General features: G+C 51.1%; 15 protein-coding genes and 1 pseudogene. 13 read left to right on the top strand and 3 right to left on the bottom strand.

Annotation, left to right across the window (positions count from 1 at the left end; all coding sequences use genetic code 11):
- Positions 1-64: 64 nt before the first annotated feature.
- The 3 genes from D9742_RS12345 to sstT all read left to right on the top strand — a co-directional run bounded on the left by D9742_RS12345 (position 65) and on the right by sstT (position 3,941).
- Positions 65-1,051, top strand: a complete 987-nt coding sequence (locus tag D9742_RS12345) for a Gfo/Idh/MocA family oxidoreductase (RefSeq protein WP_130237075.1) — start codon at positions 65-67, stop codon at positions 1,049-1,051.
- A gap of 282 nt (positions 1,052-1,333) precedes the next feature.
- Positions 1,334-2,299: a TerC family membrane protein Alx gene (alx, locus tag D9742_RS12340; RefSeq protein ID WP_001098820.1), complete on the top strand. Its 966-nt coding sequence runs from the start codon at positions 1,334-1,336 to the stop codon at positions 2,297-2,299.
- A gap of 397 nt (positions 2,300-2,696) precedes the next feature.
- Entirely contained in the window at positions 2,697-3,941 is a 1,245-nt protein-coding gene (sstT, locus tag D9742_RS12335; protein WP_130237074.1) for a serine/threonine transporter SstT, read from the top strand.
- Positions 3,942-3,944: 3 nt separating this feature from the next.
- Here sstT and D9742_RS12330 read toward each other — a convergent pair whose 3' ends face one another.
- The 3 genes from D9742_RS12330 to uxaC all read right to left on the bottom strand — a co-directional run bounded on the left by D9742_RS12330 (position 3,945) and on the right by uxaC (position 7,493).
- Complete coding sequence (locus D9742_RS12330; RefSeq protein WP_000128138.1) at positions 3,945-4,496, bottom strand: YgjV family protein; 552 nt, start codon at positions 4,494-4,496, stop codon at positions 3,945-3,947.
- 82 nt (positions 4,497-4,578) lie between these two features.
- Positions 4,579-6,066 carry an altronate dehydratase gene (gene uxaA / locus D9742_RS12325; RefSeq protein WP_130237073.1) on the bottom strand — a complete coding sequence of 496 codons (1,488 nt, stop codon included), beginning with the start codon at positions 6,064-6,066 and terminating at the stop codon, positions 4,579-4,581.
- 14 nt (positions 6,067-6,080) lie between these two features.
- A complete protein-coding gene (gene uxaC / locus D9742_RS12320) occupies positions 6,081-7,493 on the bottom strand; it encodes a glucuronate isomerase (RefSeq protein WP_130237072.1) in 1,413 nt (470 codons plus the stop codon).
- Positions 7,494-7,975: 482 nt separating this feature from the next.
- Here uxaC and exuT point away from each other — a divergent pair, with 482 nt between their 5' ends.
- The 10 genes and pseudogenes from exuT to D9742_RS23675 form a co-directional block, all read left to right on the top strand.
- The gene (exuT, locus tag D9742_RS12315; protein ID WP_001226463.1) at positions 7,976-9,274 is read left to right on the top strand and encodes a hexuronate transporter ExuT; all 1,299 of its coding nucleotides are present in this window, start codon (positions 7,976-7,978) and stop codon (positions 9,272-9,274) included.
- 129 nt (positions 9,275-9,403) lie between these two features.
- Positions 9,404-10,180 carry a transcriptional regulator ExuR gene (exuR, locus tag D9742_RS12310; protein ID WP_130237071.1) on the top strand — a complete coding sequence of 259 codons (777 nt, stop codon included), beginning with the start codon at positions 9,404-9,406 and terminating at the stop codon, positions 10,178-10,180.
- 344 nt (positions 10,181-10,524) lie between these two features.
- A complete protein-coding gene (gene yqjA / locus D9742_RS12305) occupies positions 10,525-11,187 on the top strand; it encodes a DedA family general envelope maintenance protein YqjA (RefSeq protein WP_064529586.1) in 663 nt (220 codons plus the stop codon).
- A gap of 3 nt (positions 11,188-11,190) precedes the next feature.
- On the top strand, positions 11,191-11,574 hold the full coding sequence (gene mzrA / locus D9742_RS12300; RefSeq protein ID WP_130237070.1) for an EnvZ/OmpR regulon moderator MzrA: 384 nt from the start codon (positions 11,191-11,193) through the stop codon (positions 11,572-11,574).
- A 146-nt stretch (positions 11,575-11,720) separates the two neighbouring features.
- Complete coding sequence (yqjC, locus tag D9742_RS12295) at positions 11,721-12,089, top strand: DUF1090 family protein YqjC (protein ID WP_130210388.1); 369 nt, start codon at positions 11,721-11,723, stop codon at positions 12,087-12,089.
- A gap of 37 nt (positions 12,090-12,126) precedes the next feature.
- A complete protein-coding gene (locus D9742_RS12290; RefSeq protein WP_064529583.1) occupies positions 12,127-12,432 on the top strand; it encodes a YqjD family protein in 306 nt (101 codons plus the stop codon).
- A 2-nt stretch (positions 12,433-12,434) separates the two neighbouring features.
- Complete coding sequence (locus tag D9742_RS12285; RefSeq protein ID WP_130210384.1) at positions 12,435-12,839, top strand: phage holin family protein; 405 nt, start codon at positions 12,435-12,437, stop codon at positions 12,837-12,839.
- Positions 12,829-13,128, top strand: a complete 300-nt coding sequence (locus D9742_RS12280; protein WP_130210382.1) for a YqjK-like family protein — start codon at positions 12,829-12,831, stop codon at positions 13,126-13,128. Before D9742_RS12285 ends, D9742_RS12280 begins: the two co-directional genes overlap by 11 nt.
- Before the next feature lie 186 nt (positions 13,129-13,314).
- Positions 13,315-13,707 (top strand): DoxX family protein, encoded by a 393-nt coding sequence (locus tag D9742_RS12275; RefSeq protein ID WP_000732240.1) that lies wholly within the window; start codon positions 13,315-13,317, stop codon positions 13,705-13,707.
- Between the two features lie 78 nt (positions 13,708-13,785).
- Positions 13,786-13,884, top strand: a pseudogene (locus D9742_RS23675) (hypothetical protein); the annotation flags it as partial.
- Positions 13,885-13,901: the final 17 nt, after the last annotated feature.

Below are 13,901 nucleotides of genomic sequence, written 5' to 3'. Positions count from 1 at the left end.
CGTCGAAGATGAAAAAGGCGTGCTACATTGACGGCAGAATCCCTTTATGGAGTATCCACGCGTTATGATACGTTTCGCCGTGATTGGTACGAACTGGATCACTCACCAGTTCGTGGAGGCCGCACATGAAAGCGGTAAATATAAGTTAACCGCCGTTTATTCCCGCAGCCTTGAACAGGCCCAGCACTTCGCCAATGAGTTTTCTGTCGAGCATCTGTTTACTTCGCTGGAAGCAATGGCGGAAAGTGACGCTATTGACGCGGTGTATATTGCCAGCCCGAACGCCCTGCATTTTTCCCAGACACAACTTTTCCTGAGCCACAAAATTCATGTGATTTGTGAGAAACCACTGGCGTCAAATTTGGCGGAAGTGGATGCAGCCATTGCCTGCGCGCGTGAAAATCAGGTGGTGCTGTTTGAGGCATTTAAAACGGCCAGCCTGCCTAACTTTCATCTGTTACGCCAGGCGCTGCCGAAAGTTGGCAAGCTACGTAAAGTCTTTTTCAACTATTGCCAGTATTCCTCGCGTTATCAACGTTATCTGAACGGCGAAAATCCCAATACCTTTAATCCAGCGTTCTCTAACGGCTCGATCATGGATATCGGCTTTTACTGCCTGGCCTCTGCCGTGGCACTGTTTGGCGAACCGAAAAGCGTGCAGGCGACCGCCAGTTTGCTGGCAAGTGGCGTGGATGCTCACGGCGTGGTGGTGATGGATTACGGCGACTTTAGCGTCACCTTGCAGCACTCAAAAGTGAGTGATTCTGTTCTGGCAAGCGAGATTCAGGGCGAAGCAGGGTCGCTGGTGATTGAAAAACTCTCCGAATGCCAAAAAGTTTGCTTTGTGCCGCGCGGCAGCCAGATGCAGGATCTCACCCAACCGCAGCATATTAATACCATGCTCTATGAGGCTGAACTGTTCGCTACCCTGGTGGATGAGCATCTGGTGGATCATCCGGGGCTGGCGGTCAGTCGCATCACCGCCAAACTGCTGACCGAGATCCGCCGCCAGACCGGGGTGATTTTTCCAGCAGATAGCGTAAAACAATAATTGTTACCGTAAAGCAGTGTAAAAGGCATGTAACAGACCATTGACTGGGTGAATGGTCTGTCATACTTTGTTACCTGCAAAGGGGAGTAACTTCATTGCCGGTCGATCGTCATTACGATGTGTGAAAAACCACATCCGGTCACCGGGCAACCCAAAAGGAATACGCAGACGTATTCCTTTTTTGTTGTAAGTGAGACCTTGCCGGAAGGCGAGGTCTATGCATAAAAAGCAGCGGCTGACGTCTTCCGACGTTGGCCGTTTTTTTATGTGTAAGGAACTTCTATGAATACTGTCGGCACGCCGTTGCTATGGGGCGGATTCGCTGTTGTTGTCGCCATTATGCTGGCTATCGACCTGTTGTTGCAGGGGCGTCGTGGGGCACATGCCATGACCATGAAACAGGCTGCGGCCTGGTCTCTGGTCTGGGTGACGCTGTCCTTACTGTTTAATGCCGCTTTCTGGTGGTATTTAGTCCAGACTCAGGGACGCGAAGTCGCGGACCCACAGGCGTTGGCTTTTCTCACGGGTTATCTGATTGAGAAATCTCTGGCGGTCGATAACGTCTTTGTCTGGCTGATGTTGTTCAGCTATTTCTCTGTCCCGGCAGCGTTACAACGGCGCGTGCTGGTGTATGGCGTACTCGGGGCGATTGTTCTGCGTACCATCATGATCTTCACTGGCAGTTGGCTGATTTCGCAGTTCGACTGGATCCTGTATATCTTCGGTGCCTTCCTGCTGTTTACCGGCGTGAAGATGGCGCTCGCCCATGAAGATGAATCAGGTATTGGCGACAAGCCGCTGGTACGCTGGCTACGCGGTCATTTGCGTATGACCGACACCATCGACAACGAGCATTTCTTTGTGCGTAAGAATGGCTTGTTGTATGCCACGCCGCTGATGCTGGTGCTGATTCTGGTGGAGTTGAGCGACGTGATTTTCGCCGTGGATAGCATTCCGGCTATCTTCGCTGTTACCACTGACCCGTTCATTGTGCTGACCTCAAACCTGTTTGCGATCCTCGGCCTGCGTGCGATGTATTTCCTGCTGGCAGGTGTAGCAGAACGTTTCTCGATGCTCAAATATGGTCTGGCGGTGATTCTGGTGTTTATCGGTATCAAGATGCTGATTGTCGACTTCTACCATATTCCGATCGCCGTCTCGCTGGGCGTGGTGTTTGGCATTCTGGTGATGACGTTCATTATCAACGCCTGGGTGAATTATCGGCATGATAAACAGCGGGTTGGATGATTTTTAATCTGCCTAAGCCGTGTACCCTGTCATCAACATGAGCACCGTTTTCTCCCTCTCCCTTCCACACAGGGAGAGGGTTGGGGTGAGGGTAATTTTTCGCACCGATGCTGGCCTGTTCCCCTCACCCTCTCCCCAAAAGGGGCGAGGGGACTGACCGAGTACTTTTTTGACGTTGCCATCAGTCTGGAAGCCACACGTTGGGCTTTATTTTTATGTCAAATAAATGTAACCATTAAGTTGCAAAATATGACCTCTCTTTAAAATCCAGTATTTTTCGCTTCCCGAAGCTGTAACTTTCCTTATACTCGACCTTGCAAACACTTTGTTACATCCTGAAAGATGCGTCGACAGAACGCACCAGGGATGTGCGACAACACAATGAAAGGATCGAAAAATGACTACGCAACGTTCACCGGGGCTATTCCGGCGTCTGGCTCATGGCAGCCTGGTAAAACAAATCCTGGTCGGCCTTGTTCTGGGGATTCTTCTGGCATGGATCTCAAAACCCGCGGCGGAAGCTGTCGGTCTGTTAGGTACTTTGTTCGTCGGCGCACTGAAAGCTGTCGCACCAATTCTGGTGCTGATGCTGGTAATGGCTTCCATCGCTAACCACCAGCACGGGCAGAAAACCAATATCCGCCCTATTTTGTTCCTCTATCTGCTGGGCACCTTCTCAGCTGCTCTGGCCGCAGTAGTCTTCAGCTTTGCCTTCCCTTCTACCCTGCACTTGTCCAGTAGCGCGGGCGATATTTCGCCGCCGTCAGGTATTGTAGAAGTGATGCGTGGACTGGTATTGAGTATGGTTTCCAACCCTATCGACGCCTTGCTGAAAGGTAACTATATCGGGATTCTGGTGTGGGCAATTGGCCTTGGTTTCGCACTGCGTCACGGTAACGAGACCACCAAAAACCTGGTCAATGATATGTCGAATGCCGTTACCTTTATGGTGAAACTGGTGATTCGCTTCGCACCGATCGGTATTTTTGGTCTGGTTTCTTCTACCCTGGCAACCACCGGTTTCTCCACACTGTGGGGCTACGCGCAACTGCTGGTCGTGCTGGTTGGCTGTATGTTACTGGTGGCGCTGGTAGTTAACCCGCTGCTGGTATGGTGGAAAATTCGTCGTAACCCGTTCCCGCTGGTGCTGCTGTGCCTGCGTGAAAGCGGTGTGTATGCCTTCTTCACCCGCAGCTCTGCAGCGAACATTCCGGTGAATATGGCGCTGTGTGAAAAGCTGAATCTGGATCGCGATACCTATTCCGTTTCTATTCCGCTGGGTGCCACCATCAATATGGCGGGCGCAGCAATCACCATTACCGTGTTGACGCTGGCTGCGGTTAATACGCTGGGTATTCCGGTCGATCTGCCCACAGCGCTGCTGTTGAGCGTGGTGGCTTCTCTGTGTGCCTGTGGCGCATCCGGCGTGGCAGGTGGTTCTCTGCTGCTGATCCCGCTGGCCTGTAATATGTTCGGTATTTCGAACGATATCGCCATGCAGGTGGTTGCCGTCGGCTTTATCATCGGCGTATTACAGGACTCTTGCGAAACCGCGCTGAACTCTTCAACTGACGTGCTGTTCACTGCGGCAGCTTGCCAGGCGGAAGACGATCGTCTGGCAAATAGCGCCCTGCGTAATTAATGTTTAACCCCTTTCGTCTACGGCGGAAGGGGTTTTCTCTACTTTAAACGGATCAATTCCCCTTTTCTGCATCCGCCAGAAACGAATGATATTCAGGCCATTCATAAGCAGAAAACTACCCTCAATCATCGTGCCGCCTATCGACCCCGCCCAGAAGTTGTGAATCACCCAGCAACACGTTGAAAACCACATCACGCAACGCATGGTCAGCCCTTTACAGCGGAACAGCGCCCAGGTACTGACAATCGTGCCGATAACCGGCAATAGTTCGACAGGATGATGGAACTTCGCGAGGCCAATTCCGCCTGTCAACACAATAAAAATCGCCATTACCCATAAGCTGCGCGTGCGTAAGGTAATCAGCGTACGAATGGCATTAAGGATGGCACTGGCACCGGCGGGATAGGTGCCCAGTAGAAAAAAATGCACGCCAATAACGGCGCTATAGACCGAAAGCTGCTTTTTAAAGCGACGTTCGTCACGGTTGAAAAATGTTGTAATACCAATCAGAAAGGCGATGACACCCACGCCCTGGGCCAGCCAATACGCGGTCATGATAAATCCTTAGCAGGTATGGAAAAGCAAACGGCGCTTCACATTATGAAACGCCGTTTTTTATTAACAACTTATTTCGACTTTACAGCGTTACGCCACTTTTGAAGATCGCCAGTTCGCGGAAGTCGTTACGCTCGTTGCAGGTTTGCTTACCGTTGGCAAACTCAACGATGGTATCGATAAATTCTTCCAGCAACTGCGGCATCGCTTTACCGTGGATCAGCTGACCCGCATCAAAGTCGATCCAGTGTTTTTTCTTCGCCGCCAGTTCACTGTTGGTGGCGATTTTCACCGTCGGCACAAATCCGCCGTACGGCGTGCCGCGACCGGTACTGAACAGCACCATGTGGCAGCCCGCACCGGCCAGTGCGCTGGTCGCTACTGCATCGTTACCCGGCGCGCTTAACAGGTTCAGGCCAGGCGTTTTCAAACGTTCGCCGTAACGCAGCACGTCAACTACGACACTGGAACCCGCTTTCTGGGTACAACCAAGTGATTTGTCCTCCAGCGTGGTGATACCGCCCGCTTTGTTCCCCGGTGATGGGTTTTCGTAGATCGGCTGGTCATGCGCAATAAAATACTGCTTGAAGTCATTGACCATGGTGACCAGTTTTTCAAACGTTGCTTCGTCACGGCAATGGTCCATCAGCAACTGCTCTGCGCCAAACATCTCCGGTACTTCAGTCAGCACGGTAGTGCCGCCGTTAGCAATGACGTAATCAGAGAAACGCCCCAGCATTGGGTTAGCAGTAATACCGGAAAGACCGTCGGAACCGCCGCACTCCAGACCAAACTTCAGTTCGCTGAGTTTACCCGGCTCACGCTTGTCGTTGCGCATGACGTTATACAACTGATGCAGATGTTCGATCCCCGCTTCAATTTCATCATCCTGCTGTTGGCAGATCATGAAATGAACGCGTTCAGGATCGATATCACCCAGCGTTTCACGGAACGCGGCAACCTGATTGTTTTCACAACCCAGACCAATGACCAACACGGCGCCTGCGTTCGGATGACGCACCATGTTTTGCAGCATGGTACGGGTATTAATGTGATCGTCGCCCAACTGCGAGCAACCGTAGGTGTGGCTAAAGAGGAACACGCCGTCAGTACCTTCAGCGTTGTTCGTCTCTTTCAGAAAACGGTTCTGGATCTGCCGCGCGATGCCGTTGACACACCCCACGGTTGGCAGGATCCACAGCTCGTTACGTACCCCGACATCACCGTTAGCACGACGATAGATCTGCACTTCGCGATCTGCCGCTTGCGCAGGCAGATCGTGAAAATCAGGTTGATAGCGATACTGATCCAGATCGCTCAGATTCGTGCGCGTATTGTGGGCATGAACGTGTTCACCTGCGGCAATATCCGCCAATGCATAACCAATCGGTAGGCCATATTTAATGACGTTGGCCCCTTTTTCGATATCCGTTAACGCAAATTTATGTCCACGAGCGACATCCTGGCGCAGCGTAACGGTCTGGTTATCGACACTGATTTCAGTGCCTTCCGCCAAATCCGCTAACGCGACCGCGACGTTATCCAGCGCATGGATCTTGATGTATTGCATATCAACCCCAGACCTTAGTTCAGTTCAATGGCGAAGTAGTCACGCGCATTGTTAAAGCAAATATTTCTCACCATCTCGCCCAGCAGGTTGATGTCCGCCGGTGCTTCGCCCGCTTCCACCCAGCGGCCAATCATCTGGCACAGAATGCGGCGGAAATATTCGTGACGGGTATACGACAGGAAGCTACGGCTGTCAGTCAGCATCCCAACAAAACGGCTCAGCAGACCGAGCTGTGCCAGTTGGGTCATTTGACGTTCCATACCGTCTTTCTGATCGTTAAACCACCAGCCGGAACCGAACTGCATTTTGCCTGGCATACCTTCGCCCTGGAAGTTACCGATCATAGTACCCAGTACTTCGTTATCGCGTGGGTTCAGGCAGTACAGAATGGTTTTCGGCAGCAGGTTTTCTTCGTTCTGTTTGCTAAGCAGCTTAGACAGTTCTTCCGCCATCGGACGGTCGTTGATGGAGTCAAAACCTACATCCGGCCCCAGCAGTTTAAACTGACGCAGGTTGTTATTACGCAGCGCGCCGATGTGGTACTGCTGTACCCAGCCGCGACGTGCATATTCGGCGCCCAGGAACACCAGCACCGCAGTTTTGAACTGTGCGACTTCATGCTCGCTCAGAGTTTCACCTGCCAGACGACGAGCCAGGATGCTGTCCAGTTCCGCTTCGTTCGCTTCAGCAAACATCACCACATCCAGCGCGTGGTCAGAGACTTTACAACCGTGAGCGGCGAAGTGATCCAGACGTTTGGTCAGAGCAGTTTGCAGATCAGCAAAACGGCGAATGTCGGTATCAGAAACTTCACCCAGCTTCGCCATGTAGTCGTTAAAGGTCGCCTGTTCAATGTTGAAGGCTTTGTCCGGACGCCAGCTCGGCAGCACTTTGATGGTGAAAGAACCATCTTTGGCGATCTCTGCGTGATGTTCCAGAGAGTCGATCGGATCATCGGTGGTGCCGACCATTTTCACGTTCATCTGCTGCATGATACCGCGCGCGGAGAATTTGTCCTGCGCCAGCAGTTCGTTACATTCGTTCCAGATTTCATCCGCAGTAGACGGAGACAGCAGTTTACCTGTGATGCCAAACGGACGACGCAGTTCGAGGTGCGTCCAGTGGTATAACGGGTTACCGATAGTGTGCGGAACGGTCGCCGCCCAGGCATCAAACTTCTCACGGTCAGATGCATCACCAGTACACAGGCGCTCAGCAACCCCATTGGTACGCATTGCGCGCCATTTGTAATGGTCACCTTTCAGCCAGATGTCATACAGGTTTTTAAAGCGGTAGTCTTCTGCGATTTGCTGCGGCGGTAAATGGCAATGGTAGTCGAAAATCGGCTGGTCTTTTGCGTAGTCGTGATACAGACGGCGGGCAAATTCAGTATCTAACAGGAAATCTTCAGTCATAAACGGAGTCATTATCGTCTTCCTCTCAACGAGTGAGCTAGCTTGCTTAAGGTGCGATGCTGACAAAGTTATCACACCAATTTCCAGAGCCCGAGGATATTTTCGTGAGTTAGATCAATAAACGTAGTTAAAAAAATTACTCTCAAAGTGGTAAATCCCTCTGCAAGCCGCGCCAGTTCTGGCTTCACTCTCATCCAGTAATGCCCACACAAATATTCCCACATTTGTGATGGCTCTCACCTTTTAAAGTTGTATGACAAGTTATCTTTCTGCCGTCGCGAATCATAAGTCGACGGAATGCAAATTGCCGATTCTTTCATTTGTTAGATGAATTGGGTTGACCGGTACGGAAGCCGAATTAGCACGAAACTTTCATGGCAGCGTTCGGGGTGTACCGGTTTTTTTTCGGTCATCCGGTCGTAACTAACATCCTCTGCCCCAGGCAGGATGATGACCGCGCTTATTGCGGATATAACAAAACGATGAGGTTTTACATGCGTAAAATTAAAGGGTTACGTTGGTACATGATCGCATTGGTGACGCTCGGCACCGTGCTCGGTTACCTGACGCGTAACACTGTGGCGGCAGCTGCACCAACTCTGATGGAAGAGTTAAACATCTCCACCCAACAGTATTCCTACATCATCGCAGCCTATTCTGCTGCATATACGGTCATGCAACCTGTAGCGGGTTATGTACTGGATGTTCTGGGGACGAAAATCGGTTACGCAATGTTTGCCGTATTGTGGGCGGTATTCTGTGGCGCAACCGCACTGGCTGGTAGCTGGGGCGGTCTGGCGATTGCCCGTGGTGCGGTTGGTGCGGCAGAAGCAGCAATGATCCCTGCAGGTCTGAAAGCCAGTTCCGAATGGTTCCCGGCGAAAGAACGCTCCATCGCAGTAGGTTACTTTAACGTTGGTTCCTCAATTGGTGCGATGATTGCGCCGCCGCTGGTGGTTTGGGCAATCGTGATGCACAGCTGGCAGATGGCATTTATCATCTCCGGTGCATTGAGCTTTATCTGGGCGATGGCATGGCTGATTTTCTATAAACATCCGCGCGACCAGAAGCATCTGACCGATGAAGAACGCGACTATATTATTAATGGTCAGGAAGCCCAGCACCAGGTGAGCACGGCGAAGAAAATGTCCGTTGGTCAGATTCTGCGTAACCGTCAGTTCTGGGGTATCGCGCTGCCGCGTTTCCTGGCAGAACCAGCCTGGGGTACTTTTAACGCGTGGATCCCGCTGTTCATGTTTAAAGTTTACGGCTTTAACCTGAAAGAGATCGCGATGTTCGCCTGGATGCCGATGCTGTTTGCTGACCTTGGTTGTATCCTCGGTGGTTACCTGCCGCCGCTGTTCCAGCGTTGGTTTGGTGTGAACCTGATTGTTTCCCGTAAGATGGTGGTAACACTGGGTGCGGTGCTGATGATTGGCCCAGGTATGATCGGTCTGTTCACCAACCCATATGTCGCAATTATGCTGCTGTGTATCGGTGGTTTTGCTCACCAGGCACTGTCTGGCGCGCTGATTACCCTCTCTTCTGACGTGTTTGGTCGTAACGAAGTGGCAACGGCAAACGGTCTGACCGGGATGTCTGCATGGCTGGCAAGTACGCTGTTTGCGCTGGTTGTTGGTGCACTGGCTGACACCATCGGCTTCAGCCCGCTGTTTGCAGTACTGGCAGTGTTCGACCTGTTAGGTGCGCTGGTTATCTGGACCGTGTTGCAGAACAAACCGGCGATTGAGGTGGCGCAGGAAACACATAACGATCCCGCACCGCAACATTAACGCTAACTGTAAGTTTTAGTTTCCCTTCAAAGCCGCCTTCTCAGGCGGCTTTTTCATCACTGCGAGTAGAGCTAAACTCGCAAAAGTGGTATAACAAATATAGTCTGCCGTATCATGCCTGGAGCGCATATGGAAATCACTGAACCACGCCGTTTGTACCAACAGCTCGCCGCTGACCTGAAAGAACGCATCGAGCAGGGCGTCTATCTGGTGGGTGACAAACTGCCCGCCGAACGTTTTATTTCTGATGAAAAAAACGTCAGCCGCACCGTGGTTCGTGAAGCCATCATCATGCTTGAAGTCGAGGGCTATGTAGAAGTGCGCAAAGGCTCGGGAATTCATGTGGTTTCCAACCAGCCTCGCCATCAGCAGGCGGCTGACGCGAATATGGAATTTGCCAATTACGGCCCGTTTGAGCTGCTCCAGGCACGTCAACTTATCGAAAGCAATATTGCCGAGTTTGCGGCAACTCAGGTAACGAAACAGGACATCATGAAACTGATGGCCATCCAGGAGCAGGCGCGCGGCGAACAATGCTTCCGTGATTCCGAGTGGGATTTGCAGTTCCACATTCAGGTAGCTCTGGCGACGCAGAACTCCGCCCTGGCGGCTATCGTTGAAAAAATGTGGACCCAGCGTAGTCATAACCCGTACTGGAAAAAACTGCACGAGCACATTGATTCCCGTACCGTCGATAACTGGTGTGATGACCACGATCAGATCCTCAAAGCGTTGATACGCAAAGATCCTCATGCTGCCAAACTTGCAATGTGGCAGCATCTGGAAAATACCAAAATTATGTTGTTTAACGAAACCAGTGACGATTTTGAGTTCAATGCCGACCGCTATTTGTTCGCCGAGAATCCTGTCGTTCATCTTGATACTGCAGCCAACAGCAGCAAATAAGCTTCCGCTTCTGACAGGCGCTGCAACGCGCCTGTTCGCTTTATCAGTAAGCGAAAAGTATAAAGTGTCAGCCTGTGTAAATCCTCTCGCCACCCTCCTCCGCAATCAGCAAAATCAGACTCCACGGACATGTAATTTTGATAACGAACAACGTTGACCTTTGTTACAATTAGATTCAATTTGAATTTATGCTATTAGATGTTTTCTTATCTCACGTTTTAACAGGGAATAGTTCAGGCCGTATTGGTGTCTCGACCCGCAATACATACAACAACAGCAATAACCTGACGGGTGTGCATCATTTAAAACCGGCGTGGCGTTAACCGATTCACCAGGAATAATGAATGGAACTTTTGACCCAATTGCTGCAAGCCCTGTGGGCGCAGGATTTTGAAACCCTGGCCAATCCATCGATGATTGGCATGTTGTATTTTGTCTTATTTGTGATTTTGTTCCTCGAAAACGGCTTGCTTCCAGCGGCCTTTTTACCAGGCGACAGCTTACTGGTGTTGGTTGGTGTATTGATTGCCAAAGGCGCAATGGGTTACCCGCAGACTATTATGCTGCTCACTGTTGCGGCCAGCCTCGGTTGCTGGGTCAGCTACATACAGGGGCGATGGCTGGGAAACACCCGCACCGTACAAAACTGGCTATCCCATTTACCCGCGCACTACCACCAACGCGCACACCACCTTTTTCATAAACACGGTTTATCTGCGCTGTTAATTGGTCGCTTTATTGCATTTGTCAGAACATTACTGCCGACTATTGCCGGACTGTCAGGTCTGAATAATGCCCGCTTTCAGTTCTTCAACTGGATGAGTGGCCTGCTGTGGGTGTTGATTCTGACAACCTTAGGTTACATGCTCGGCAAGACGCCGGTATTTTTAAAGTATGAGGACCAGCTGATGTCATGCCTGATGCTGCTCCCGGTGGTGCTGCTGGTGTTCGGCCTGGCAGGTTCTCTGGTTGTGTTATGGAAAAAGAAATATGGAAATCGGGGGTAAAGGATGCAAATACCTCGCATGTCGCTTCGCCAGCTAGCCTGGTTCGGCGCTGCTATACTGCTGGCTGGCACACTGCTGCTGGCCTGGTCTGCGGTTCGTCAACAAGAATCCACGCTGGCGATCCGTGCCGTTCATCAAGGAACGACGATGCCGGACGGTTTTTCCATCTGGCATCACCTTGACGCTCATGGCATTCCTTTCAAAAGCATCACCCCTAAGAATGACACTCTGTTGATTACGTTTGATTCCAGCGATCAAAGTGCCGCCGCCAAAGCGGTCCTCGACAGAACATTGCCTCATGGCTACATCATTGCGCAGCAGGACGATAATAATCAGGCCATGCAATGGCTGACCCGGCTGCGGGACAATTCTCATCGCTTCGGATAGCTTCCTGTTATCCGAAATATATCACTCACTTTGGTGATTTCACCGTTACTGTCTATGATTAATAAGGCGGTGGTTAATACCACCGCCTCGTTGTCTGGACAATCGTTCCTCTGTAATGGGTCCGAGTCACAATGGAAGGTTCAAGAATGAAATACCGCATCGCTTTAGCTGTTTCTCTTTTTGCTCTTAGTGTCAGTAGTTATGCCACTACCCTTTGTCAGGAAAAGGAGCAAAATATCCTTAAGGAGATCAGCTATGCCGAAAAACACCAAAACCAGAATCGTATCAATGGCCTGAACAAAGCCCTTAGTGAAGTGCGGGCGAATTGTTCAGATAACCAGTTGCGTGCCGATCATCAAAAGAAAATCGCGAAGCAGAAAGATGAAGTGGCGGAACGCAAGCATGATTTAGCCGAGGCGAAACAAAAAGGCGATGCGGATAAGATTGCTAAACGCGAACGGAAACTGGCAGAAGCGCAGGAAGAGCTGAAAAAGCTGGAAGCGCGCGACTACTAATCCCCAATAGTTACTACTTACTCACCTGGAGAAAACTATGTCGAAAGAACACACTACGGAACACCTGCGTGCTGAGTTGAAATCCCTGTCCGATACGCTGGAAGAGGTTCTCAGCTCCTCTGGTGAAAAGTCAAAAGAAGAACTGAGTAAGATTCGTAGCAAAGCGGAACAGGCTCTGAAGCAGAGTCGCTATCGTCTGGGTGAAACTGGTGATGCGATTGCCAAACAAACCCGTGTTGCGGCAGCGCGTGCCGATGAGTATGTGCGTGAAAATCCGTGGGCGGGGGTTGGTATTGGTGCAGCCATCGGCGTAGTGCTGGGCGTTCTGCTGTCGCGTCGTTAATTATGGCGGACACTCATCACGCACAAGGGCCCGGTAAAAGCGTTCTGGGCATCGGGCAGCGAATTGTCACCATCATGGTCGAAATGGTGGAGACGCGTCTGCGGCTGGCAGTGGTTGAGCTGGAAGAAGAAAAAGCCAATATCTTTCAGCTTTTACTGATGCTCGGCCTGACGATGCTTTTCGCTGCATTTGGTCTTATGAGCCTGATGGTGCTGATTATCTGGGCCGTTGATCCGCAATATCGCCTGAATGCAATGATTGCCACCACTGTGGTGCTGCTGCTTCTGGCACTCATCGGCGGTATCTGGACGTTACGCAAGTCGCGCAAATCCACATTGTTGCGCCATACGCGTCACGAACTGGCAAACGATCGACAACTTCTCGAGGAGGAGTCCCGTGAGCGGTAAAGTCGAACGTGAACAACGTAAGGCACAACTGCTTCGTCAGATCCAGCAGCAACGGTTGGATCTTTCCGCCAGTCGGCGTGACTGGCTGGAGGCAACGGGTGCCTATGATCGCCGCTGGAATATGCTGTTGAGCCTGCGTTCCTGGGCGCTGGTCGGCAGCAGCGTGATGGCTATCTGGACTATTCGTCATCCGAATATGCTGGTCCGCTGGGCCAGACGCGGTTTTGGCGTCTGGAGCGCATGGCGTCTGGTTAAAACCACCCTCAATCAGCAACAGCTTCGCGGTTAACTTCCTCTCTGGCCGGAACTACTCCGGCCTTATCCCTCAAATTTTTTGAAAATTTTTGACAGTTTTCCTTGCTAACAATCATCATTCACCACGTTTATGATTCTCTCCATCGACAGCAATGACGCTAATACCGCGCCCTTGCACAAAAAAACAATCAGCAGCCTGAGTGGCGCAGTGGAGAGTATGATGAAAAAATTAGAAGATGTTGGTGTACTGGTAGCGCGTATTTTAATGCCGATTCTGTTTATTACCGCAGGCTGGGGAAAAATTACTGGCTACGCTGGTACTCAACAATATATGGAAGCAATGGGCGTCCCGGGCTTTATGCTCCCGCTGGTGATTCTGCTTGAGTTTGGTGGTGGTCTGGCAATCCTGTTTGGTTTCCTGACTCGCACCACCGCGTTGTTTACCGCTGGCTTTACACTGTTGACGGCGTTTTTATTTCACAGCAACTTTGCCGAAGGCGTCAACTCGCTGATGTTTATGAAAAACCTGACAATTTCTGGTGGATTCCTGCTGCTGGCAATTACCGGACCGGGCGCGTATAGCATCGACCGTCTGCTGAATAAAAAGTGGTAAGCACGCGCTATACTTATCGGTAAAAAACGAGGGGGAAACTCCTCGTTTCAGATTGTTGACAAAGTGCGCGTTGTTCATGCCGGATGCGGCGTGAACGCCTTATCCGGCCTACAAAAACATGCAAATTCAATATATTGCAAGAACCTCGTAGGCCTGATAAGCATAGCGCATCAGGCAGTTTTGCGTTGCCATCA

Origin of the sequence: Escherichia sp. E1V33 (genome assembly GCF_004211955.1) — a bacterium.
GTDB lineage: Bacteria > Pseudomonadota > Gammaproteobacteria > Enterobacterales > Enterobacteriaceae > Escherichia.
This window is presented reverse-complemented; position numbering and strand designations above follow the sequence as displayed.

Coding starts and splice junctions, on each gene's coding strand:
- sstT (WP_130237074.1), top strand. CDS start 2,697: ATGACTACGCAACGTTCACCGGGGCTATTCCGGCGTCTGGCTCATGGC.
- uxaC (WP_130237072.1), bottom strand. CDS start 7,493: ATGACTCCGTTTATGACTGAAGATTTCCTGTTAGATACTGAATTTGCC.
- D9742_RS12330 (WP_000128138.1), bottom strand. CDS start 4,496: ATGACCGCGTATTGGCTGGCCCAGGGCGTGGGTGTCATCGCCTTTCTG.
- yqjA (WP_064529586.1), top strand. CDS start 10,525: ATGGAACTTTTGACCCAATTGCTGCAAGCCCTGTGGGCGCAGGATTTT.
- uxaA (WP_130237073.1), bottom strand. CDS start 6,066: ATGCAATACATCAAGATCCATGCGCTGGATAACGTCGCGGTCGCGTTA.
- D9742_RS12275 (WP_000732240.1), top strand. CDS start 13,315: ATGAAAAAATTAGAAGATGTTGGTGTACTGGTAGCGCGTATTTTAATG.
- alx (WP_001098820.1), top strand. CDS start 1,334: ATGAATACTGTCGGCACGCCGTTGCTATGGGGCGGATTCGCTGTTGTT.
- exuT (WP_001226463.1), top strand. CDS start 7,976: ATGCGTAAAATTAAAGGGTTACGTTGGTACATGATCGCATTGGTGACG.
- D9742_RS12345 (WP_130237075.1), top strand. CDS start 65: ATGATACGTTTCGCCGTGATTGGTACGAACTGGATCACTCACCAGTTC.
- D9742_RS12290 (WP_064529583.1), top strand. CDS start 12,127: ATGTCGAAAGAACACACTACGGAACACCTGCGTGCTGAGTTGAAATCC.
- exuR (WP_130237071.1), top strand. CDS start 9,404: ATGGAAATCACTGAACCACGCCGTTTGTACCAACAGCTCGCCGCTGAC.
- yqjC (WP_130210388.1), top strand. CDS start 11,721: ATGAAATACCGCATCGCTTTAGCTGTTTCTCTTTTTGCTCTTAGTGTC.
- mzrA (WP_130237070.1), top strand. CDS start 11,191: ATGCAAATACCTCGCATGTCGCTTCGCCAGCTAGCCTGGTTCGGCGCT.
- D9742_RS12285 (WP_130210384.1), top strand. CDS start 12,435: ATGGCGGACACTCATCACGCACAAGGGCCCGGTAAAAGCGTTCTGGGC.